Origin of the sequence: Microcoleus sp. FACHB-SPT15, from assembly GCF_014849525.1 — a bacterium.
Classification (GTDB): domain Bacteria; phylum Cyanobacteriota; class Cyanobacteriia; order Cyanobacteriales; family Coleofasciculaceae; genus Symplocastrum; species Symplocastrum torsivum.
Genome location: NZ_JACJNU010000003.1, coordinates 22,243 through 44,707, shown reverse-complemented (window position 1 = coordinate 44,707; position 22,465 = coordinate 22,243). Strand labels below are relative to the sequence as shown.

General features: G+C 45.8%; 28 protein-coding genes. 14 read left to right on the top strand and 14 right to left on the bottom strand.

Going from position 1 to position 22,465, the window contains the following annotated elements:
- Positions 1-269: 269 nt before the first annotated feature.
- Together H6F98_RS00490 and H6F98_RS00485 are read right to left on the bottom strand one after the other, a co-directional pair.
- On the bottom strand, positions 270-647 hold the full coding sequence (locus tag H6F98_RS00490) for a hypothetical protein (protein WP_192216714.1): 378 nt from the start codon (positions 645-647) through the stop codon (positions 270-272).
- On the bottom strand, positions 616-1,398 hold the full coding sequence (locus H6F98_RS00485) for a ParA family protein (protein WP_192216713.1): 783 nt from the start codon (positions 1,396-1,398) through the stop codon (positions 616-618). The genes H6F98_RS00490 and H6F98_RS00485 overlap by 32 nt, the downstream gene beginning before the upstream one ends.
- 179 nt (positions 1,399-1,577) lie before the next feature.
- Between H6F98_RS00485 and H6F98_RS00480 the strand changes: the two genes are divergently transcribed.
- Positions 1,578-3,281: a histidine kinase dimerization/phosphoacceptor domain -containing protein gene (locus tag H6F98_RS00480; RefSeq protein WP_192216712.1), complete on the top strand. Its 1,704-nt coding sequence runs from the start codon at positions 1,578-1,580 to the stop codon at positions 3,279-3,281.
- Here H6F98_RS00480 and H6F98_RS00475 read toward each other — a convergent pair.
- The 3 genes from H6F98_RS00475 to H6F98_RS00465 form a co-directional block, all read right to left on the bottom strand.
- Entirely contained in the window at positions 3,278-3,991 is a 714-nt protein-coding gene (locus tag H6F98_RS00475) for a hypothetical protein (protein ID WP_192216711.1), read from the bottom strand. The two genes, H6F98_RS00480 and H6F98_RS00475, sit on opposite strands and share 4 nt — an antisense overlap.
- A 53-nt stretch (positions 3,992-4,044) precedes the next feature.
- Positions 4,045-5,232 carry a tryptophan dimethylallyltransferase family protein gene (locus tag H6F98_RS00470; protein ID WP_192216710.1) on the bottom strand — a complete coding sequence of 396 codons (1,188 nt, stop codon included), beginning with the start codon at positions 5,230-5,232 and terminating at the stop codon, positions 4,045-4,047.
- Between the two features lie 187 nt (positions 5,233-5,419).
- The gene (locus tag H6F98_RS00465; protein WP_192216709.1) at positions 5,420-5,596 is read right to left on the bottom strand and encodes a hypothetical protein; all 177 of its coding nucleotides are present in this window, start codon (positions 5,594-5,596) and stop codon (positions 5,420-5,422) included.
- Between the two features lie 152 nt (positions 5,597-5,748).
- On the opposite strand from H6F98_RS00465, the gene H6F98_RS00460 reads away from it, so the two are divergent.
- The gene (locus H6F98_RS00460) at positions 5,749-6,165 is read left to right on the top strand and encodes an enoyl-CoA hydratase/isomerase family protein (protein WP_199348228.1); all 417 of its coding nucleotides are present in this window, start codon (positions 5,749-5,751) and stop codon (positions 6,163-6,165) included.
- A gap of 199 nt (positions 6,166-6,364) precedes the next feature.
- Here H6F98_RS00460 and H6F98_RS00455 read toward each other — a convergent pair whose 3' ends face one another.
- A complete protein-coding gene (locus tag H6F98_RS00455; RefSeq protein ID WP_242058249.1) occupies positions 6,365-6,586 on the bottom strand; it encodes a hypothetical protein in 222 nt (73 codons plus the stop codon).
- Positions 6,587-6,723: 137 nt separating this feature from the next.
- On the opposite strand from H6F98_RS00455, the gene H6F98_RS00450 reads away from it, so the two are divergent.
- Positions 6,724-6,942, top strand: coding sequence for a hypothetical protein (locus tag H6F98_RS00450; RefSeq protein WP_192216708.1), 219 nt, complete (start codon positions 6,724-6,726; stop codon positions 6,940-6,942).
- On the opposite strand, the gene H6F98_RS00445 is transcribed toward H6F98_RS00450, so the two are convergent.
- The 3 genes from H6F98_RS00445 to H6F98_RS00435 form a co-directional block, all read right to left on the bottom strand.
- The gene (locus H6F98_RS00445) at positions 6,926-7,288 is read right to left on the bottom strand and encodes a hypothetical protein (protein WP_192216707.1); all 363 of its coding nucleotides are present in this window, start codon (positions 7,286-7,288) and stop codon (positions 6,926-6,928) included. The two genes, H6F98_RS00450 and H6F98_RS00445, sit on opposite strands and share 17 nt — an antisense overlap.
- Before the next feature lie 227 nt (positions 7,289-7,515).
- Complete coding sequence (locus tag H6F98_RS00440) at positions 7,516-8,475, bottom strand: aromatic ring-hydroxylating dioxygenase subunit alpha (protein WP_242058252.1); 960 nt, start codon at positions 8,473-8,475, stop codon at positions 7,516-7,518.
- A gap of 79 nt (positions 8,476-8,554) precedes the next feature.
- Positions 8,555-9,253: a YafY family protein gene (locus tag H6F98_RS00435; RefSeq protein WP_192216705.1), complete on the bottom strand. Its 699-nt coding sequence runs from the start codon at positions 9,251-9,253 to the stop codon at positions 8,555-8,557.
- Between the two features lie 191 nt (positions 9,254-9,444).
- Here H6F98_RS00435 and H6F98_RS00430 point away from each other — a divergent pair, with 191 nt between their 5' ends.
- Both H6F98_RS00430 and H6F98_RS00425 read left to right on the top strand, forming a co-directional pair.
- Positions 9,445-9,705 carry a hypothetical protein gene (locus H6F98_RS00430; RefSeq protein ID WP_192216704.1) on the top strand — a complete coding sequence of 87 codons (261 nt, stop codon included), beginning with the start codon at positions 9,445-9,447 and terminating at the stop codon, positions 9,703-9,705.
- A gap of 135 nt (positions 9,706-9,840) precedes the next feature.
- The gene (locus H6F98_RS00425; protein WP_192216703.1) at positions 9,841-10,986 is read left to right on the top strand and encodes a prealbumin-like fold domain-containing protein; all 1,146 of its coding nucleotides are present in this window, start codon (positions 9,841-9,843) and stop codon (positions 10,984-10,986) included.
- Positions 10,987-11,317: 331 nt separating this feature from the next.
- On the opposite strand, the gene H6F98_RS00420 is transcribed toward H6F98_RS00425, so the two are convergent.
- Positions 11,318-11,674, bottom strand: coding sequence for a hypothetical protein (locus H6F98_RS00420; protein ID WP_192216702.1), 357 nt, complete (start codon positions 11,672-11,674; stop codon positions 11,318-11,320).
- Positions 11,675-11,942: 268 nt separating this feature from the next.
- Positions 11,943-12,164, bottom strand: a complete 222-nt coding sequence (locus tag H6F98_RS33185; protein WP_242058248.1) for a ribbon-helix-helix protein, CopG family — start codon at positions 12,162-12,164, stop codon at positions 11,943-11,945.
- Positions 12,165-12,730: 566 nt separating this feature from the next.
- On the opposite strand from H6F98_RS33185, the gene H6F98_RS00410 reads away from it, so the two are divergent.
- A complete protein-coding gene (locus tag H6F98_RS00410; protein WP_192216700.1) occupies positions 12,731-14,752 on the top strand; it encodes a site-specific integrase in 2,022 nt (673 codons plus the stop codon).
- 83 nt (positions 14,753-14,835) lie between these two features.
- Here H6F98_RS00410 and H6F98_RS00405 read toward each other — a convergent pair whose 3' ends face one another.
- From H6F98_RS00405 to H6F98_RS00395, 3 genes are all read right to left on the bottom strand, one after another.
- Positions 14,836-18,222, bottom strand: coding sequence for a DUF5906 domain-containing protein (locus H6F98_RS00405; protein ID WP_199348227.1), 3,387 nt, complete (start codon positions 18,220-18,222; stop codon positions 14,836-14,838).
- Positions 18,223-18,409: 187 nt separating this feature from the next.
- On the bottom strand, positions 18,410-18,577 hold the full coding sequence (locus tag H6F98_RS00400) for a hypothetical protein (protein WP_192216699.1): 168 nt from the start codon (positions 18,575-18,577) through the stop codon (positions 18,410-18,412).
- 621 nt (positions 18,578-19,198) lie between these two features.
- Positions 19,199-19,426, bottom strand: a complete 228-nt coding sequence (locus tag H6F98_RS00395; RefSeq protein WP_192216698.1) for a ribbon-helix-helix domain-containing protein — start codon at positions 19,424-19,426, stop codon at positions 19,199-19,201.
- Positions 19,427-19,675: 249 nt separating this feature from the next.
- Between H6F98_RS00395 and H6F98_RS00390 the strand changes: the two genes are divergently transcribed.
- The 8 genes from H6F98_RS00390 to H6F98_RS00355 are packed head-to-tail and all read left to right on the top strand — an operon-like array spanning position 19,676 to position 22,461.
- A complete protein-coding gene (locus H6F98_RS00390) occupies positions 19,676-20,740 on the top strand; it encodes a ParM/StbA family protein (RefSeq protein ID WP_192216697.1) in 1,065 nt (354 codons plus the stop codon).
- A 2-nt stretch (positions 20,741-20,742) separates the two neighbouring features.
- Positions 20,743-21,093, top strand: coding sequence for a hypothetical protein (locus tag H6F98_RS00385; protein WP_192216696.1), 351 nt, complete (start codon positions 20,743-20,745; stop codon positions 21,091-21,093).
- Positions 21,094-21,095: 2 nt separating this feature from the next.
- The gene (locus tag H6F98_RS00380; protein WP_192216695.1) at positions 21,096-21,290 is read left to right on the top strand and encodes a hypothetical protein; all 195 of its coding nucleotides are present in this window, start codon (positions 21,096-21,098) and stop codon (positions 21,288-21,290) included.
- 25 nt (positions 21,291-21,315) lie between these two features.
- A complete protein-coding gene (locus H6F98_RS00375) occupies positions 21,316-21,540 on the top strand; it encodes a hypothetical protein (protein WP_192216694.1) in 225 nt (74 codons plus the stop codon).
- 3 nt (positions 21,541-21,543) lie between these two features.
- Positions 21,544-21,819, top strand: coding sequence for a hypothetical protein (locus H6F98_RS00370; RefSeq protein WP_192216693.1), 276 nt, complete (start codon positions 21,544-21,546; stop codon positions 21,817-21,819).
- Between the two features lie 6 nt (positions 21,820-21,825).
- Entirely contained in the window at positions 21,826-22,125 is a 300-nt protein-coding gene (locus H6F98_RS00365; protein WP_192216692.1) for a hypothetical protein, read from the top strand.
- 1 nt (position 22,126) lies between these two features.
- A complete protein-coding gene (locus H6F98_RS00360; protein WP_192216691.1) occupies positions 22,127-22,318 on the top strand; it encodes a hypothetical protein in 192 nt (63 codons plus the stop codon).
- A complete protein-coding gene (locus tag H6F98_RS00355) occupies positions 22,315-22,461 on the top strand; it encodes a hypothetical protein (RefSeq protein WP_192216690.1) in 147 nt (48 codons plus the stop codon). Before H6F98_RS00360 ends, H6F98_RS00355 begins: the two co-directional genes overlap by 4 nt.
- The last annotated feature ends 4 nt before the right edge of the window (positions 22,462-22,465 follow it).

Below are 22,465 nucleotides of genomic sequence, written 5' to 3'. Positions count from 1 at the left end.
TTTTCTTGAGTATCTCGGCAATCGCTCTGGGCGTTTTCTATCGGGTGAAGACGATTACATCACCACCACTCAAGACCTCAATGGCAACCACTTGTATCGGGTGAGGAATCCTCACTTATTCCGGTGTAAACGTCTGTAAGCTCGTAACTCCGTTGCCTCTTTCCCTCAGATAGCTCCACTTAACTAGAACTTATCAATTGCTGAACTTTCTGAAATACCTCAAACCCTTATTCTCTCGTTATTAGTATAAATTTTGTTTATCTAATCTGTTATTGCCGCCGTTCTTGCCTTGACCGTAATGCCTTTAGCAACTCATCTCGGTTAGAACCAGCTTGTTCTAGGAACTGAGCGATCGCCTCTTCTACAATCACCTCTTTATAAGGAGCACTGCTCTTACCCAGTTCTAGCTGTAGCTGTAAGTGAAACTTGTCTAACTGCTGCAACACGGCTTCACTCAGCTGAAATGTTGCCTTGCGGATTCTTGACTTGTCAGCTGGTTGGCTGGTTGTATTGCTAACTTGTTGACTTGTCAGCTTGTCATCGGGTTGACTGGCTGACTGGCTCAACTGCTCAAACCCTGCTAAGACTTTATCGGTAGAAGACAAGGGGTCATTCTCATCGTTTAGCCGAGCGCGTCTTTTTGCCAAGTCCTTGTTCTCCTGTGATAATTTTAGCGATCGCTTTATAGGGAGCCACCAATCTTGGCTCCGACGCATAGTGGTGGATGGGTTCCCCTGCCAGATTGGACTCGGCAAACTTGACTGACTTCGGCACGGGGTCAAAGACGGGGATATCCTTAAATCGTTTTTGCAAGGAGGCTAAGACATCCTGAGTCATGATGGTGTTCATCTCTGCCATAGTCGGCAGAACCCCCAGAATCCTCAAACTCGGATTGAGCCGTCGCTGAATACTCTGGATTGTCTCTAGCAGGGAGGCGAGTCCTTTGAGGGCAAAAAACTGGCACTGCACTGGAATTAAAACGGCATCCGCTGCCGACAAAGCGTTGATGGTCAGCAGTCCTAAGCTGGGTGGGCAGTCAATCAAAATGTGTTGAAACTGAGCGAGAGCTGGCTCTAGTCGTTCCTTGAGGATGAGAAAGTTGCCCACCTTAGCCAGAAGCTCAGTTTCCCCTTTCGCTAGGGTAATGTCAGAGGGTAGCAGGCTAAGCCCAGATTGGGTGGGGATAACTGCCTCCAGAACTTCCGCCTGCTCGGTAATCACGTCATAGGTGGTTAACTGACCCTCTTGGACTTCCACACCTAGTCCAATGGTGAGATTGGCTTGGGGGTCTAGGTCGATGACTAGGCAGGAATGGCTCTCGACCAATAACCCACCTAGGCTGATGGTAGACGTGGTTTTAGCAACTCCCCCCTTTTGATTTGCGAGGGCTACAATCATAGGTTTTTGGTGTCAACAAGCTGACGGGTTAACTTGTCAACAAGTCATAAAGTCAGCAATATCATCTCTCAAACAAACCAACAACGCAATACTAGTTTAAGCCTCCCCCTCTATTTTTGAGTGTTAAATGAGATGCAAAGGCAGGAGCTACGCTCTAAGGTAACTAAGCCTGAAAAAATATGACACAGAGAATAAAGATACTAATCGTCGAAAATGACAGGATTTTTGCTTTAAATCTTCAAAATCTTTTGGAAACTATAGGATATAAAGTTTCAGCCATAGTTTTTAGTGGGGAAGAAGCGCTCAAAGCAGCTTCCTTGCAAGAACCCAATCTGGTTTTGATCGCTATGACGTTACCAGGCAACCGAGAAGGCAGCCAGGTCGCAGAACAAATTTGGACTCACTTCAAAATTCCGGTTATCTATGTTGTTAGCTGTATCAAACAAGCAACGCTACAGCAAACCAAAGAACCCTACGGCTACCTTCTCAAACCCTTTGAACCCAGACAACTCTACTCAGCCATTGAAATCACACTCTACAGGCACCAAATCTATCAACGGCTTCAAGTTAGAAAGCAACAGCTAGAAACAACCCTCAGCCGTATTGGTGACATCGTAATTACGACTGATGAGGATGGATTCATTACTTCTATGAATCCGGTAGCTGAAAGCTTAACGGGCTGGAAGCGGGAAGAGGCTCAGACCAAAAAGCTATCTCAGGTGTTTAGAATCATCGACGAAAGAAGGCAAGAAGAAATTGCTATCCAACAAGAGATCGCTTTTGAACCCTTTCAGACCGAGCTTTTTATGCGGCAGCAAACCGAAGCCCAACTGCAAACCAGCGAGCAATTCCTACGGAGCCTTTACGAGGGTGCGTCAAGTGCTATTTTTGTAGTCAATGTATTGCCAGAGGGTGAGTTCCGTTTCGTTGGAATGAACCCTGCTAGTGAACAATTAACTGGAGTGAGCTTAGAGGATGTTCAAGGCAAGCCGCCGGAACAGGTGTTCCCGCCTGATATGGCTGCTGCTGTGTCTGCCAACTATATTAGATGTGTCCAGCTAGGGACAACTATTTCCTATGAAGAAAACTTACCCTTCCTAGGCAGAGATAGTTGGTGGTTGACTACACTTACCCCCCTGCGAGATACACAATCGAAGATCTATCGGTTGATTGGCAACGCTATCAATATTACAGAGCGCAAGCAGGCTGAGGAAAGACTCCATGCATCACTGCAAGAAAAAGAAGTTTTGTTGAAGGAAATTCACCATCGAGTCAAAAATAATCTGCAAGTTGTCTTAAGTTTGCTCGACCTTCAATCTCAACAAACCAAAGACCAACTTACTTTAGAGATGTTCCGGGAAAGCCAGGACCGCATCCGATCTATAGCGCTTGTCCATGAAGAGCTTTATCAATCCGATCATTTGGCAAGAATTAATCTCGCTGATTATATTCCAAGATTGTTAGCTCACCTATTCCAAATTTATGGAGTTAATCGAAGTAACATTAGTCTGCAATTTAATATCACTCCGATTACATTTGGTATTGATATAGCTATCCCTTGCGGTCTCATAATTAATGAACTGGTTTCAAATGCTCTCAAACATGCATTTTATGGGAAGACGAGTGGCACAATTTGGGTAGAATTCAACTGTGTGAGTGCAACAGAGCTGCAGTCAGGAGCAAATCAATTTGTTCTAGTTGTTGGAAATGATGGCATTGAATTGCAGGAATCTACAATTTTTTCCAGGGGAAGTTCATTAGGTTGGCAGCTAGTCAGGATTTTAGTCGCACAACTTGAAGGTCAGCTCGAAATTGAGCTAGACCAGGGAACAGTATTCAAAATTAGATTCTCCACTCAATCAAAAATACAACCACTTGGTTAGGAGGCTTTAATCTGTTGCGAAATCTTCTGCGTTTTCGCATACTCCAGAAGCTCGTTTGCAAGTTCTGTAAAAACTTGAAAGACTTTTTCAACCAATTCAAAAGCCTCTTGACGGCTTTCCTCTGTAAGTTGTATGTCTTCCAGCAATTTATCCGCCCTAGTTTTACCCGTAGTGTGACCATTTTCTACATTCAAATGCACACTTCCGAAATATCGGTATTCTATTTGGGTAATTTCTTGGAGTTCTAGAGCTACTTGTGTTGTGCAAGAGAAAAAGACATTCCCCATAGCTTCTATAGTTTCAATGACTACCAGCTTCCGCAGCGGATCAGATTGTAAAGCATATCCGGCAAGTCGATAGCTGAGCTGCCGTGTATGTTTTGTTTGTTCGCCCCAAAGAAATCTCAAAGCATCTGGAAACGAGAGGGAATGAGCAAAACCTAGTTTCTCAAGGTCTTCCAAAAACCATACCAAGTGATGATCATCTTCATACGTGTGTTCGTTGATTAATTCCTGAAGTTGATTGCAGGGTGGATATTCTCGAAAAATGTATTTGTTCAAATCGGCAAAACTCATTACGAAATGAGCGCCACAGGGGGCAAAGCTAAGTCTTTGTCTTGGGTCTATCTTTGAGTCTTTCATGAACTCAAATAAAGGCAACTGTGCAAAGTCTTGCTTCTTGTTCTGAATAAAATTTAGTACTTCTTTCATCTTGAAACCTCGCAACACCTGATTTAAGTTCTCGTCGTGAGTGCCACATTATTTCAACATACATCTAGACTATCCGGCTTGGAGTGCTCGTTGACTGCCACAGCGCTCTTGAACTTCAGATGGTGTTTAGTGCTGGCTGGAACAGTACCCGGTGGGTAGACGCGGTAGGCTTCGGTTGAGAGGTATACAGTGAGGCGCGGCTTTCCTAGCTGACGGCGATAGGAGACCCAGCTCTGCATACCGACACCTGATTCTAAGAGGCGAGTAGCATAGCTTTTGAGGATACGGTTATAGAGTGACGAGTTGAGGTTGTGCGACATAAGGTAGTTGTGTACGCGCTCGCTCACGACACGGTCATCCTGAGCATAGGCGCAGACGGGGATGTACAGCGTTATTTCCTCCGGGCACTCGTCATTTCCTTCGATGAATGAGGGACAGGTAAAGGGTGAACGTAACGAGAGAAGTTGGTTGCCGCCGCTCATGGCAAGAGCAAATTTACTTGCCTCACCAGGAACATAGTTGTTAGCAGCACTACAGGCAATCTCAAGCTCTTCAGGCGTAGCATAATGATGGTGAACATAGATCTTGACTCTAGCCCTATGACTATTTACTAGATCAAGTGCAAAGTACTTAATTTCATCAAGTTGCAAACCTCGCCGTGTTACCGTTTGGTTGAGCACTGACCAAGCTTGTGGAAAGCCAAGACGGATAAGTGCCTCTTCGATGAGTTCCTGAGTTCGCTCCACTCCCTGAGCTTGCGGATTGAGGTAAATCTTGAAACTTGGCGCTCTTCCTTGAGAGAACACGACAGCATTCCAGATGGCAAAGCTACCCTGCATTTTTTCTGGGAGGAAAAGTTCTTGAATCAAGCGCAGCCGCTCCAAGCTAGCTCCGAACTCACGCTCAAGCATTTCGTTGAATATGAGTCCAGCTGTGCGCTGGGACTGCACCGTTGGTGAATCTCCCTGGACTTCCATCAGTACCCGCACTTCGGGTTGCTGATTGATGATAGCGACAGAAAACTCAATCGGCGAATGGTCATCGCCAATGTTCGACATCCAGTGCGGTTGGTTCCCGATGAGGAGATTGCCCCAAGGGGTCAACAGGCGGCGGAAGGTGGTAATAAACTTCTCTGTCTCAACACCATCAATGCCAGCACCTTGACAAAGCATCCGAAAGCGATCTGCACCATAGTCAGTGAGAGTTTGTGAAGCGATATTCTCTTGCTCGCCAAAATTCATCCTGTTTTCTCCCTGAGGGTGTATTGGAAGAGCGTCAAACCCTCAAGTTGTATTTTAGTTTTTATCAATTAATATATCGATGTAGAACGATTGTTCAATCAACTCAAACTGTTTCGCCGCATTGCTACTCGTTGGCTTAAGCGAAAAATAGTTATTTGTAGAAAACCCAGGATTGGAGGGAAGCCCCTCAATTCTCCACTAGGAGACAGAAGACCTTCCCTAGTCCCCGTACACAAAGAGCAATCGGGGTGATGAATTTTCTTAAGTCAGTGCCATCTAGGTTGTAATAAAGCAGGCTGACTAGACGATAAGCCCACACCACACCTATCAGTTCTGCCTTTCTCAACTTCAGAAGAGCAAGCATTGATATTCTGCTTTGAAAGCTATCAAAGATTTATCGAAATTTCTCGATGGAAGTATTAATCAGGGGACATCCATTGAGGAGAGATTGAGAGCTGAGGGAATCCCAGTCAGATAGTCAAAGTTCAAATCTAATCTTCACCCAGTTGAAAAAGGGTGGAGTTTCTGTACTGCTACCTTACTATCAACTTGGCGGCTGAGGAAGCGTACTTTCAAGATAACCAGCATCTATCTGTAGGGGGCGGGGTTGTACCAGCAGACGGGGTGCAGATTCTTTATCCGGCTGCAATGGGTGATATTCGAGGACACTATTTCCTATTAACGATGCAGAAGCTGACAGCCAAGGAAGCACTGCAAATCGGCATGGTTAATGAGGTTCATCCCCGTGACAAACTGCTGGCTAGAGCGGCGGAGTTAGCGGAGCAACTTCTTCGCCTTGACCCATACATGCGCCGCTACACCCAGCTCATGTTTACCCGAAATCTCAAGCGAAAAGTGATTGATGAACTTTCGTTTGACATGGGTTTAGAGGGACTTTCCATTATCTCAGCCGTGAAACCTAAGAATTCTTAAATCAATCGATCTGTCCAACAGATGGCTCAAGCATCGTCTATCAAGGTGATTCAATGCTGATAGCTCGACTCCGAAACAGAACGCGAGCACTTATTGAAACTATCTGCACCTAAGCAGAAATCACAGCAACTCACTTGGGCCTAACAATCTTTTTTCTTTGTAGACTTGCAAAACCAATTCAACAAATTGGCTAACGCTCTCAAAGACGAGTAGGGCGAATTAGCTCTGATTTTGCCTCTTCTGTATCGTGAACCCACAACAGTTCCAACATCGCGTTGCGGAAAAAGAAACGACGATTGGTCGTGCCTTGCCCAAGATGTGTATTAGATGTCCCCTCTACTAAACCGAATGATACTAAACGATCAGCTTCGCAAGCACCAATATCAGTACAGATAAAGAGATGATCAAATTTAAACGCCATCGCATTTGAACTTGTGGCTTTTGTGGTTGGTATTTATACTCAGCCTTTGACCAGACGGGCGATCGTGACCGCGTTAGCTCCAAGCTACTCCTCTCCCACATGGACAACCTAAACTCTCGAAATTGCGGTACAACTTTATGCCTTATTTTGGTTTAATTTTCCCTCTCCCTACCCCTCTTACTAGACCAGATAGCCTCACTTCTCCGGACTGGCGATCTGCTTTGCTCTTCTCGCAACGCGATCGCGTTTTCTCCGATTGCTCGACAATAGAGAACCTATCAAAGCTGGACGCACCCCACAATTACAGATGGCGAGGCAATGAGCAACCTGACATCTTTCTCATCTCACAGGTTTGAGTAAGTACGTTCCTATAGCAAGAGGTGGCACACCCCACACAGCCAAGAAAGTGAGATTGGTTATGAAACTGATTGTACTTGGATAGACCACAGTAGAAGCATAGACCACGGCGATAGTTATCGCGGCGGCTACTGCCATCACAACTCGTCCCGCCCAATTGTGATGGCGTTGATACCACACACCAATCGCCACGGATGATGCACCAAAGAAAACCAACAAGATTACTAAGGCAAAACTGTAAATCGACAAATCAACTCGAATCTGTTCAGTCATCAATGCTTGAGTAAAGTTATGAGCCGTCCAGAGAATGACTCCTGTGCCATAAGCAATTAGCAAGCAAGACATGATTTTCCTAAATTGGAGCATTGATTTTTATTGGAGTTACAGGGATAAACAAATGCCTGAGAGCGGCTTTATTGTCTAAAGCCTTTGTTCTAAAGATTTGAGAGATTGATGGATTGTTCCTGGGTGCATTCCAATGAGAGCAAAAATACCAGAATGTGATCGACATTGGGGCGGTCAATGGACAAAAATCGCTCTGCCTTAACTTGTCACGAATACTATTAAGGTCATCAATCAGCACTTGCGCCTTGAATAGCCTCTGTTCTTCTATTCTTCACAGTGCGGTAGTACCAACGACGAAACCGCAGTGAGGGTTCATCAGTAGGCACGTTACATCCTTCATTTGTATTGGGGACTTCACCGATTTGTGACTCAATTATCGTGCGATCGTCAAGAGATGCTGCAAAAAACTCATCAAAGTCAAAGTTACTCGGATCGATTCCAGGGTTGGGCAGAACAACCTGCATAAATCGCATTTGCTGGGTATTGATCGGAATGGCAAACAGGTGGGGACGCAGGGGCATTCCACCTAGATCTAACTTGAGAACAACGTTGTTGGGCTGATGCCAATCAATCTCAATTCCATAAGGTAAGGTATTGAGTTGATTCGTGAGTGCCATTCCATCTGCTGTTGCAGTAACGCTGATTTGTGCAATCGCGTTTTTGTGTACTGGGTCATGGAATTCGCCACCAAATGAATCCCGATGGACAAAAGGGATATGTAGATAGTCCAGTGAAATATCGATCGCTCTTGTCCAGTGTGCATTCCAAATCTCATGGTGAATCACGTAGCGCTCGTTTGGTTCTAATAAGCTCGACGGCAACTGCGGTTCTGGCACATTTTCGGTTCCCGTAAAGACCCACAATATTCCTGCAATCACCCTTGTCGGCAACCTCACGGCTGACAATTTTGAGCGTTGAGTCGGGTTAAGTGAGTTGAAAGGAACATGAGTACAAGCCCCATCTGAAGCAAAACGCCAACCATGATAGGGACATTCAAGGCAACCGTCTTCCGTGACTTGCCCGCGTGAGAGAGGCGCACCACGATGAGGACAACGATCAAGGAATGCTACGAACTGAGCGGCTGAATTGCGAAATAGAACTAGCGATTCGCCAGCTAACTCAACCGCAAGGGGAGCTAGTCCTATTTCAGCAACGGGTAATACTGGAGTCCAGAAGTTAGGAAACATCTCAAACACAGTGAAATCGGCTCCTCAACAAAATCTTGGGCGTTACTCAGCCTAAAACCCTACTCCTGACAGCATCATGTCAGTGGAAGCCAGATAACTTTATTCTCTCAAGCTGAAATTTCGTGTATGAGTCAAGACTAATCTCTTGGTCTGGAAATTCAACATCTGAGGCAAAATCGAGATTTTGGATGCGATCAACCCGGAAATCTCTGTATGTGTTTCTGAGGATGCACCATGTTCCAACTGTCCATTTTCCACCCCAATGAAACAACCCCAACGGGAAAACAATCCTTTGAGACAGTTGTTCCTTCAAGCTCAAATACACAATTGTGACGGCTTGTTGCTGCTGAATTGCTCGATAAAGGTCGTTCCAATGTCTTAAGCTTTGGTCGTTGAGAATATCACCTAGCGCCCGAACCGGTGTACGAGTTGGCTCAAAGCTGTGTGGCGGCAATACGGCTCCAATTTTACTCAACAGCGTTTTTGCCGCTGCGGCTAAGTCATTCCCGGTTGATCGCGACAGGATTTCAACACCCAACATTAAAGCGGCGATTTCATCATGAGTTAAAGTTAGGGGTGGTAACTCAAAATCTTCAGCCAAAGCGTAACCGACACCCGGCTCACCATAGATGGGAATACCACTCACCGAAAGATCATCGATATATCGGTAAATTGTACGCACGGAAACACCAATCCGTTCGGCTAGTTGCCCGGCTGTAATCGGTTGGTGAGATCTAATGAGATTCACTAATTGGAAAAGACGGTCAGCTTTCCTCATCCTGTACGTGGAGTGGTCTTAATCTTCCAGCAGCATAACCTTCCCAATCAATTGCATATCGATTTTGTAATACGTCACAACCAACATTCAGTAGAAAGAAACGTTTTTTCAGGTGCGAGCGATCGCAGCTACCTTTTCCCCACTTCTCGTTTCATAAGGTTATTTATGTTACGAGATGGGGGAGAAGCTGAGTGGAGTCGCGTTCGAGACCCGGAGAATCTGGCGTGGACTTGGGAAGGAACCGGAGGAAGGGGGCAACCCAAGCGATTCCTGCCACGAGATTTCACCTGAAGTCTATCACTGCCGCAACGAGTGCCACGCTGTTCTTCTGTGTGGCAACAAAAATCGTTATTCTGCCGCTACAACCAGTTACCGAATTGGCAACAACACTGACCTACCACAGTTTCGATGCCAACTTAGGAGAGAAAACAGCAGATTTTTCCGCTCTCTAGAATTACCTAGCTTTTGACGTGGTGATGTAAGTTTTGGGTGTACCTGGAGAATTGATAGCCAAGAGCGTCAGTTGTCAACGAGATTTTCTGCCGTTGACCTTGAATTGTTTACCTGCAAGCGAAAACTGTAACCTCATGCTCAGTGTACGCCAACTGTCAGCTAGCGCCGCCCTGCTAATTACCGTAGGGATAACAGCAGCTTCAAGCAATGCCCTATCGCCGACTCAAATTGAATCCCGACCAAGCCAGCCGATTGCTCAGAAGCAACAGGCTCAAGATTCTCAAATTCCCGATCTTGTCAAACACCAATATCGTGAAGACGCAACAGAACTGGCACTGCGCTTGCTAGTTCAGGAAGGAGCAACCTCTGAGGATAGTGTTGAATTACCGGCTGACTTAATCCAAACGATCTATACTGCCTTAATTCAGGTGTATCAAGCCACTAATGAGCCTGCCCGTAATGCAGTAGTGGACACCTACAATATCCATACTGTGCCAAGACTCAATACCCGTGAGCTACTTGTTGGCGTTGACTCGACCCAAGCCTGGACTCAAGCTTGGCGCAATGGAAAGCGACTCACTGGCAATGCCGAGATTGATGCCTTGATGGAGCAATTTGACCTCGACCTGAAACAGTACCTAAGCGTGTCGAATCTTGCCGTGCTGCGAACAGGTAGACGGTTGAACACACCAGCAGTAGCAAGGTTGTTTAACGGTATTCAAGGAGTCCAGTATGCCAATGTCAATGGCGTACTTACCGATGGTGGCGACATTCAAGCCGAGTTTAAGGGCAACTATTGGCAACTTAAATATAGTATTGGCTTTGGGGATTGTATGGCAGGCTGTAGCGATCGCACGACCTGGACATTTAACGTCTATCCAGATGGCGGCGTACAGTTTGCCGGTCAATCAGGCAGTCGGCTCCCCTCGCCCCGTGAAATACCGAGTGGAATTCAGGGACGCTCAACGTCGAGTCGATTCCCTGGAATTATACGGCGTAACCCAGATGGAACTGAACAACGAGTTGAACCGACGATTTCTCCGGTTCGCATCCCTATCAATGTTCTAGATCAAGCCGGACGCAACATCACTCGCATTGAACCCGATGAGGAAGGCTACTTCCGTATTGGTCTCCCGCCGGGAACTTATACACTCGCTCCTGAAATTCAGCCAAACAATTACTTTGTGTTGAGTCATCGTCGCGATGAACTCCAGTCAATTACAGTGACTCAGGGGCAGTTTACGACTATCCCGCTCAAATACACCGAACTGATTCCTTAAAATCTTAGGACTGTCCTGTTTGTACTGTCCAACCAGACGTGATTCAAGTAGGTGCTCGCCAAATACTGTCACAGTTCAGCTAAGCTTATCAATCGCACATCCATTCAATCTGTCAAATACCGATAATCTCACATTATGTGAGGTAGGAAATAAGCTGTAATGACGCAGTAGCGTAAATTTGGCTAATTCCGAAAAATTACAGCACATAAAAGTCAAAAAATCGGTTTTTATTGAGAACGTTCCAAGCTTGTTGAGAATGATTGATAAGCTGACGTGCGGGCTTTCCAATTACTGAGATAAACAAGCAGCGCACCACGTATTGGCAAGTCTTTCATAATCGTGTTCTTAAGCGTTTGCCTAGTGTTATCAGGCTCCAAACGATTGCACTATAAAACAAAATATTGAACAAGAAAGCTATTAGATTCGGATAGATGTAATCTTCAGCTCCAACTCGCCCCCAGCCATTAGGAGGGGAGGAGCCAAGATTCCTTTCTTGATCACGTACAAATGGGAAGGGAAAGCCGGCTTTTTGTTCACCGGCTTGGCAACTGCCTAAGGCACAAGGTTCATTGATACACAATTGATAGCAATTATCAGGCTTTACATAACGCAACGACGCAAATGTTAAACCAACTCCGAGCAGGAAAATCACTAATGCTGTTCCGGCTTTGGGTTTTAATCTTGGCATCTATTTCTCTAAGGATTATTTGGCATTAACTATCAAGATTCTTCTTCACAATTGAGCTTCATCAGCAGTTGAAGCCATTTACAAGTAGTCATACCTTGCTTGGCAAAGAATTGGTTAATGCACCTTTGAGTAGACTAATTTATTAGCCCTGAGTTGTTGCTTATTGTTCCTATGTCTAAGGATAAGGGAACAAATAAAGAATGTCTTGTCGCTTTATTTGCGAGGGCAGGGGAGGTAGGGGTCAGCCGCTGAACTTTGTACCGCTGTTCTAGTCATCCCCCAAAGGAATTAACCCCCGACCAATTCGCTCCATCAGTTCCGAGCGGCTAATCTCCCGCTGAAGCGCCAATTGTTCTAACCCTGCGTAAGCTTCACTGGTCAACCTGATAGTTCGGTTCTCCTTGTTTTTGTTTGGACCATAAGCCGCATTGCCCTTTCCTCCCTTGCCTTCTGGACGATGCGAACGGCGTTTCGGTAATGGCTTAGGCATAAAAGTTTTGTCACAGGCTTGGCAAAGATATCTCTGTGTTTTTTGTTTATCCTTTTTTTGATAAGACCCGTTTTTAATAACATTGTCGGGCTTGTCATAGCTATCGCAAGTTTGATTTGGACAGGGGGGACAGGAGGGAGCCATAGGTACTTTCTCTTGAATCTTTTCTCATGAAAGCACTAACAAAGCACGAAGGAATTTGCCAAAAATAGTGACAATTGGGTGGGGTTTATAAGTGTTGGTGGAAACTTGTCAAATATTTTAGGGCAACTGGTTAGCTAGCAAATGCTTATAAAAGCAAAATTGAAGTACTTTTTTTACTTATAAAAAACATGGCAAGAATAAAGGCTGTGATTCAGTATTGGTAAGTGTTTTAAGTGCAAATAAATAGACTAAGTCTTAGCCATTATAAGGATGCGGTAGCAGAACTCAAAAACAGTTATATAATAAGTATATCTTGTTGATGGTATTAGGAAAAGCCGTTTATGAAAAGAAATTAAGCTAGCCATTGCTAGCTGGCACAAACAGCGACCTCAAACAAGCTCACTTATTAAGAAAACAAAACTATGGAATCTCAATCAATCAAGGATGCACTACTAGAGCACAAATCCGACCTTGAATCGACAGAAGACGCAGTCAAAGCGAACCAAATTCACACCCAAACCAGAACGGCTATTGTTCGACATTTACTACCAGGCTGGGACGAATCGTTAATGCCAAGCAGCAGTCGCCAGCTTACTAAGACTGAAAGAGAGCAAATTGATCAGTTTCTTGAAAAAACGCCTGTCAGCAAGTTGAGCGAAGCGCTAAAAGTCCAACAAATAGTTTTTGAAAAGTACAACGTGACGCAGAACAGTCGGAACGTTTACAAGTCGCGGTTGGAAAATTTCATTGACTGGGTCAAGAAGCAAGGCTGGATTAAATCTAGCAGCGAACGTAGTCCCTCGCGTCAGAATCCAAGAATGCTACACGGACATGGAGGGACTGAGAAAAAATTTCTAACGAACAGACTAACTAAACTAGATAAGTATTCACTCAAAACACACTCTTGCTGGAATACACAACAAATAGAAAAGCTTGTAGAAGAGGTTAATCAGTTCAACGAGTGTTTGGTAGAGGAGCAATATCCAGGTCGCCTATTTGACCCATTAAAACCTGATTCAGTTGATCGGTATATCACACACCTGTATCAAATATTTGGTTGGCTAGTCAATTACAAAAACATCCAGCCTGAACAATTAAGTTTAAATGTTTTAGTGCCAACAAGCCTAGAAGAGTTGAACAACAATTTAAAATTAATGGTCTTTACTGAACCCTTAAAAAAGCTCATAAAGCAAAAAGATTCTTGGGAAGACCAAATTGCTCAGTATGTTGATACATGGATTTGCCAACTGTTGAATTTTTTAAAGAAAGAGCGTCGTTGTCAAAGCGCTCATACGCTCCAATTCTTCCTTGGTTCTATTCAGCTGCTTGTACGATATCAATACATCGGCCAAACGAAAGAGGCAAACTACAAAGACATTCCAGTAATGGTCGTAGTCAACAAACATAGAACCGCTTGTTGCAAAACGATTAAAACTCAACAACCGGTAGCCAACCTAGAAATGAAATGGCTCGAATTAGATAAAGTTCACACGCAAATTGTTGAACCCTTACGCCTTGAATGTGAATTTCGGGGCGTTGATAGCCAGCTTCGCTCAATTACCGCAATTGCTAGCAGTTTTAAGCGATTCCTTGCTTGGGGCTTATTAACTTATCGACCACCGCGCCGACAACAAGAATTGCGTGAACTCAAAATAGCTCTTTATTGCGAAATCAACGATAAACCCAAGAATTTAGCTCCCAACCAGTTTATCCAGCCTTTGCCCCGTGACAGGAACACCGACAAGTACCATGGCTACTTGTACAAAGACCGAGATGGATACTGGTATCAAGACATGACAGCAGAAGGCTACAAAACAGGCGATACCTATGGACTTCAAAAACTACGCATCCCTAACCCAAAATTTCCTGATGGCACAGAGTTTTATGATTATTTAGAGGCTTACCTATACGGCTATTGGCGAGATAGACAAGGAAACTGGGTAAGTGCCGTCTCTACTACAAAAGCACCGAGTGCAGGACATCAATTATATCCCTTGCGAATGGCTCTCCGTCTCAAAAATGATCACAATTTCGTTTTCTTTGGAACACGCAATGGTGAACCATTCAACAATAGTGATTTTGGTGATTTCTTCAAAAAGAGTGCCCATCGTCTAACAGGTCAACTTCTTACACCACACCTTCTACGAGATATTTACGCTAGCTGGTTTTTAGACCGTGCCTATACAGAAGACATAATCCGTTCGCTAGCTTACGCTATGGGGCACAGCGTTGAGGAAATGCGAAAAACCTACGACAAACGAAAGGCGCAACGAAAGTATGAACCGATTCAAGAGAAGCTGAACGAAACGATAAGCCAGTTTTATGGATTGGACGAGGTAGTAGCTATGGCAAGTGACACTCCACCAGCTGGGACTGACCCAGTAATGTGGAAAATCCTAACCCCGGAACAAAAGACCGAGTACCGAAAGCTTAAAGCCGCTTAAAAAGTGACGACTTGCCTAGGTTCAGGTGAGGCAGGAGACTGTGATAACAGGACATCCGCTAAAAGTCCGAGAGCTAACCTGCCTCACTCCAGCAACCGTTGTTGGCTAATCTTGCTGGTTGCTTGCACATGGTTATACTCACCTGGAAAGAATTGATAAAGCCAGTTCGTAACCCAAACTAACTCTTCCCTAGAAAACTTCCCCCCATTCTCACGCGGAAGCACCGATAAGTCCTCTTTAGTCTTAGAGACTCGGTACGCTTCACGGATGGCAAAAGCTCGCTTTTGACTGGAGCGAAGATTATCAGACTTGGGATTTGGGTAAGACTTCTTCACTTGGTGATACTCTAACCAGCTCTCCAACTCATCAGTAGCCGCTGCGGTGGCTGTGTTAGGAACCGCTGACCGTTCAATTGAGGGGGCACTAAGGGAAGTTTGAGTGTGAGGAACCACTTCTTGAGGTATCTCCACCCCAGTTTCAGCGATTTCCACCCCAGTTCCACCGCAGTTCTCCACCCCAAGAATGCTTGATTCTTGGGCATCGCACCCCACCCACCCCTGGGGGGGCGGGGTCATACTCTTTTCAAGAATATTTTCTTGAACTTTTTGCTCCACATCGCCTGTATCGGGTGTGGAATTTTCCATTTTTTCAACCCGATGTAATAAATTGGGGTGGGTGGGGTGGAGGTCTTGATTTTCCGTTGTTTGTTGGGGTGGCGAGTGGAGTGGAATTGGGGTGGAGTGGGGTGGAATTGGGGTGGGAGATTCCGGGACACTATCCCCGCCATCATTGCCGCCGTGACCGCCAAAACTGAGACCTTGGAGAGCCTGAAGTGTCTTCTTGCCGCTTTCATGCGGGACGGTGACCAGCTTAGTTTTGGGGAAGATAGCCCGGAAGCGAGCAATCACCTGATTCACTGCCTTAACATTGCGATCGCAATGCTTGCTCTGCTCTGCCCAAATTGCCCTCTCCTTGCCGTTGCTGCCTGACTCGTAGGTAAGAGTGCCGTTTTCCAGATACCATTGCTCTAAGCGTGTCCAGATGTCACTAGCCGTTAACACGCTGACTGGGTCATAGTTCAAGCCAGTGTCCTTGCAGAACTGGAAGAGGTGGGAATTTTCCACCTGAATATCTTCTAAGGCTTTCTCGGTGCAGCTGTAGTCGATACCTTCGGTCATCAGTCGTTGCAGTGCTTCCAAGACGCGATTCAAGAACGCGGGTAGAACTTCCGAACAAAGGAACTCTGGGTCATCCTTGAAGCGAGGGTCAGCCTCAATCTCGCCCTTAGTCGGGTCAGCCCCAATCTTAAAAGTCTTGTTGGCGCAGATAACGGCATAGCGACCGTAAATCGCCTCTAAGGTGCCCTGTAGATTGGGCGTATCATTGATGTTGAAAAAGCTTATCGCGTTGGGTTTGAAAGGTTCTGCATCTTTACCTTTGCGCTCACTATCAAGCGTGTCTCCGGTGATGAAGGCTTTAAGACTTTGAATTCTGTCAAGTCGTGCGGTACTAGCATTTTCGCTTGCCCAGTTCACCCGCGAGTGTCGCAGTCGCGCCAGTGGAAACTTGCGACCTTCATCGTAAGCAGCAAAGTCTGACAAAGTGCAGCCAGTCATCCCCTGGTGTCCGTACATGGCTGAGACCGCCTCTCTCAGGGTATCCTTGCCGTTTGAGCCGTGACCCCGGAAAAGCAAGGCTCGTACCAAACGCCCTTTGTACTTTCTCACGGTCTCTAAGTCGAGAGATGCAGCAATCGTCTTGAGGAAGATGTCTCTTTGAGGCGCGTCTAAGACTTCTAAAAGGCGATCGCTTGCTTTGGAATCAGCTTTAGGATTGTAGGTGACGAGCGGCTTATAGATGTAATAAAAATCTGGGTCGTGTTCGACGAGTTCCCAGCTAGGAGTTGAGCAATGCCAGTGGATGTGCAAAACTCCGTTGGTACAGTTGATTCCTGGAGGATTGACGAGGTCTGGGTCAACAGACAGCCGCATCTTGACCCACTCCAAGGCTTCTTTTACCTTAGAAGGTTTGGCGTAGGGAAACTTGAGTTCTCCTTGTTTGTCGATGACTGGGTAAGTATTGCAAAAGTCAGCCAGCCGTTTAATTTCTACAGCATCTTTACTGAGCTTGTAGTAAGTGCCTGTCCAGGCATACAATCGGTTGTCCACACAGATCCAGGGCTTGTCTCCATAGAGAGAGAAGAGAGTTCGTTGGGTAAATTCTTCAACCGGGTCGAAGCTATCTGGTGTTGTGACATCCTTGCTTTCTACACCCCACTCAGTTTTTCGTTTTTTGCTGTCCTCGTCTCGTCTTGATTCAAAGGAGTTTTGGATGTGAGCCGGACACTTGGCTTTAAATGTCGCTCTCGATAGCCGACGAATTTTCTTCCAGCAGCTTTCCTCGCCCCCTCGGTGCAATGCCGCTGGATTGCAGCTAACGATGTCAATGGTTTTGAGAATACGCTCAACGCGCTCGCTATCAATCCCTAGCTGCGCTCCTGCGTAGTGTGCTAAATCTTCCGGTGTGCCAGTAATCGGGATGTCGTTTTCTTTTCCCCAGTTCTGCCAGCCGTACCACTCATTTAAGGCTGTTGTTAATGCCTCGGAGCGATCGCCGGTTGGACAGTTCCCCTTTAAAATCTCGCGGCTGGTGGTGTTACCCAATTCCTCAAGGGGAATGTTGCCAGGAACATAGGAAAGTAGAGGCTGTGGAGTAACGCCCTGGTGCTGGCGTTTGGTCGAAGTGCTGTAAATACCGATAGATTCCAAGCTTTCCACTTCCGCTGGTAGCACACGATTGATTGATTGATACGGATTCCCAGATGGTCCAACTGTTGGTGCTAGTACGGTAAAGCGTCCTTCTCCTAATGCCTCACCGATATGCTTGCCACCGGGTTGTAAGGCAAAGTTGGTAAAGCTTGGCTTTTCCTTAACCCGAACACCAACCCGCCAGCCGCCTGAGTGTGAGCGCTCAAGGAATGTGTTGGCAAGAGTTGGATTCTGCAATACCTCAGTCACAGCCTGAGTGCAGTCGTCCTCACTGGGGAACTTCTTAACATCAAAGTCGAGCCAGATAGTATCGTTCCAGCCGCCTAATGTTCCGATGCCATTGAGGGGATTGGCGAACCACGTTTCAAAATCCTGTGGTGTAGGCAAACGCTTCTGATACGGTCGATGGTTCACCAGGTGAGGTCTACCACTGCTGTCTAAATAACTGGGATTTTTCCCAGTGAAAGCCGGGATAGGATTATTTTGCTTGTCCTGTTTGATATTGCCGTCTTTGTCGCGTGCTGGGTACTGATCAGCGGGTTGTGCCGGTGCTACTGGTAGAACTGGAAAATTGTTTGTCCTGAGCCAGTTAAGGACTTCTTGCAAGTCCTTAACTGTCTGCACACTCTCTTTGTCTTCTTCTGTGCAAAGAGAAGCCTTGTCTGAGCTGGAGTCGTTCTGTTTAATTGGTGTAGTTACCATGATTGATGCCCTTTATGTGGTGTAAGGCACTCAAGTCATGAAAAATTCCTCAAACTTTTTACCGATTTGGTAAAAAAATTAGCTAGCCTTGATCTGCAAATGTATGTGGTTTCCCAAGCGAACAATTTCTTTCTTGTTCTTTCTGCCTGGGGGAACTCTGGCTAGCTAGGTACATGGGTTAGAGATTTCACGCTTGGGTGCCATTTTCTTGAAATTTGGCATAGAAGTCCCATCCCATTCGTGCTAATATTTTTATTGGCAACACAATGGGTTGTGAGCAGCAGGTTGGTGTTTCAAGTTGGTCGCTTGCCGGACACCATTCTGAAGGGAAACTCACGTACAGTTTTTTATTCACTTGTTACTTCCTATTTGGTTGTATCAAGACCCCCTAGATTAAATAGCTACTGGAATTCTACAATAAAACCGCCTGAAATCTATCAGATTTCAGGCGGTTTTATTGTTGACCACTCGCCCATAACCATTAGAGGGTATAGATGAATCGTTATCAGCGTTTTTTTGCTGATAGATAGGAAAGATTCACGTATGTGCAGAACTTTATTTCCTTAATTTCATTGCTTATCAGATTTACTAAAATTCATAGGAATCTCTTGAAGCTTTCTACTTAAAGCATCAATAAAAAGTTTTTCAATAAATTTTAAGTTAATTATTGGAATGTATTGAAGAAACCTTTGCTGGAAGCGTAACGGAAATACTTTCAATCTCGCCATCACTGAAGTATTTTCAAATATATACACTGCTTAAAACGTTCAATAGAAAGGCTTTTGGAGGATTAGTTTTAGATTGAAGTAATTACCCATTGTTGTTAACGATGGAGTTTAGGCAAAATCAGTCTTAATTTCACTTCCAGTGAAATCCTTGGATTTCTTCTACAGAGGTTTCAGCGCTTGTTTGAGCAGGAGACTTGAGATTGTTGAAGGGGTACCAACCTCACGGTGGCAGACGCCTGGTTTCTCTGTCACTCGTCACCTCCTTTCTTCCCCCTGCCTTTGCTGCTGCTGGTGCCAGCGGTGGGAGGTTTGTTTTGGGGAATCATTCCTCTCGCCGTCAACGCTTCCTTAACCAATATTGCTGTCATCTGGCTTTGAGAGCGTTGCTCTGCCTCGGCAAGGTCTTTAACAAGCTCATATAGGTCATCTGATAGAACGACATTCACCCGTCCGCTCATGCTTTCGTCTGTGTTCATTAATTACCTCATGATACGCCGTGTGCTTTCAATGCTGCTTGACACACAATGTGAAATCTGTGTCACTATGTGAGACTTGTGTTATGTTAACAGACATAGCCCAGAAACACCCAGTAACTACCAACCAGAGGATAGATAGGTTGAGTCAGGTTACTTGAAACGAAAGGCTTCTGACCGCTAAAAACGCCCTTAAACGCAATCGCAACAAAGGTCTTAGGGCACTTGAAACAAAACTGAGGTAAATTCAATATGATTGCAGCCCAGCCGAAACCGGCTGATTTTGACCAAAGAACACCAATTCTGGCTGTAGGAGTCGATAACGGGCACGGACTTCTCAAAGTGGCTCTAGATGCCGATTCCAGACAAATGAAAGTGCGCTGCCCTTCCAAGTTCAAGGAACTCCGACAAGATTTACTGGACTATCCCACGTCAAAGTACGGTAGTACGTTCTACTACCGAGATGGGGATGCTAAGGAATTGATCGGTCGCGAGTTCAAAACGGGAGAGGTGGCATACACCACTGACCCTTATGGACACACCAAGCTCAGTGATAATGCCGAGTACAAGATTGAGTATGCATTGCACAGCATTTTAGGAGCCTTGGGTACTCTACCTTACCGCCAGGTGTGGAACCTGTATCTAGTCGCCAGCATCCACAATTCAAAGCTTTTTGGAAAGCGGCTCACCGAAGTACTAGAAGGTACTCACGTTGTCAACTTCAACGGCAAAGCTTCCCCCCAATCAATCATCAAGCTTCATGTGGGGCTGGTTCCTCCAGAAGGGGCTGGCAGTTACGTTTACTGTCGCCACCAGAATTTAATCGACCCAACAAAAATCGCGATCGCACTTGACTTTGGAACTGGCACGATTATTCCTACCGTGTTTGCTCCAGGTGGCTCGATTGAGTATCGGGAAGTTTTAAGCGTGGGTGGTTGTGTTGACCTGTTGGATGCAATCGCTCGTGACCGGGAACTGCAAATTTATGAGGGCGGCAAGCTGGGGGACATTGAACTGATTCGCCAAGGCATTGAGAACAGAAGCTTCCTTTATGGGAATAGCGGCATTAGCGTTCGGGAGACATACCAGCACGAGTTAATGCCCTGGCTCAAAGACCGTTTCAGTTTGGCGCTTAAGGCGGTGTCGCCTTGGCGGAAGTTAGCAGGCAGTTTCGTTGTCTGGGGTGGAGGGGCACAACTCCCAGGCGTTGCTGCTGCTGTTGAGAAGTACGGTTTTACTGCCGTAGCCGATGGGAGTTGGGCAAATGCTTTAGGGCTTCAACGCCTTGCACAAAGCCGTTTAGAGAGGAGTAAATAATCATGGCAGAGAATACACGAGTTCGATTAGAGCCTGACCTTGAAAATTACCTCAAGACGCAAGCTGAGCGAGTCTTGGGTAAGTCAGGAGAGAAACTAACAGGGGCTGAGCTAACCACCTTGACCAATCGAGTGCTTTACGAACACAAGATGGCTCAGTCGATGGCACGTCAGGTGCCTTTGGCAAAACTCTTTAACTGGCTCATGGGATTAGTTCCTGGTAGTGGCAGCAAGGTAGTGGCATTACAAACATCGAATGATGCACCCGCATTGCAACCATCCAGGGCTGAAACCTTGGACTTTGAGGCAGACTTTGCCAGCCAATTTGAACTTGATATGGAAGATGCAGCCTAACAATGCTTAAATTCTTGTCATCACTCAAGGAACGATGGGAAATCGAACAGGCTACCCGAAAAACGATTGAGATTTATAAAACCGGGACTGCCGAAGAACGACAGCAGATTGAGGATTTACTCTGGGAAGTCGGCAGACAAAAGAATGACATGGCCCAGGCAGAGGCAGTGGTTAAATCGCTCAGACAAATACTTTAAGTCGTTCAAATCAAAGGAAGCACAAGTGACTCCAGAAACATCATTAACCTTGCAAATCCTGCTGGGCATTGATGAAACCGCAATTCAAGAGTGGTTTTTGATTGTCAAAAGAGCTTACCCCCAGATGGAAGGTGAGTTTTACCCTCGTTTTCTCGGTATAGCGGTGGGAGGTCTGAAAACTGCCTATGAATCAGGCTGGACGGCAGAACAGTGGATTGCTAATACCCACAGAATCAATGGAATCTGTTGAACAATGACTGCACTAGAAAAGGACATTTACCAGGATGACTGGACTCAGCGACTCAAAGAAAATCCCTCTGACCCCCTGGAAGATATCCGACAGGAACATGAAGGATTTCTCTCGTCCCTGGAAGGATTAGCTGTGGAAGCAATCGCAACTAACGACTGGAGTGACGTTTACGACCACATTAATTTCAATGCACCTCAATTGGAAGTCAGCACCAAAAGTTTGTCCGGCTCCGGTGCTGACTCATCCCAAACGACCGAAGTAAACGAACGTAAGGACTAATCACTAATGGTAAAACCACTTGGCTACTATGTCGGGGGACTTCCCGGCACTCAAGATGCTCAGATTCTGGCGGAAATTGAGTCACGCTACGGTGCCCAACTGCAAGCCCTGACCAATGACGACCGAGCCGCTTGCATCATCATGCTCATGGAGTCTGCGACTGATACTCCTCAAGCAATCGTGCAGGACAGTTTTGATGAAGACGGAAACGGCTGGGGACTGTGGTGCTTAACGCAAAACTTAACCCCTAGCTCCAAGCTCAATCTCTGCGTTGCCCTAATCAATCAGATAGTTTTGGGGGGTTGACATGAACGCAGATGAAATCCAAGCCTCGATGCAACAACAGCTTGAAGCGGCTGGAGTGCCCACTAATCAGGCCCGTGATGCTGCCGATGTACTAGCCCGTCAAAACGTTGGAGAACTTCCTTTCCCTTTGCCCCCAGAACAACAGCACATTGTATCGAGTGCTTACGAATGGTTCAAGGCGAAACAGCAATGAAAGACCTCATCCACGAATCCATTCTCACAGCTCAAAAACCACTGGCTCATCTTGCCCGAAATCCCAAAGCATCGAACCTACTCAAAGCAGCAGCACAAAAGGCTTTTGTTGAGTTAGGTCGCATTAGATTCCACGTAAAGTAGTTAA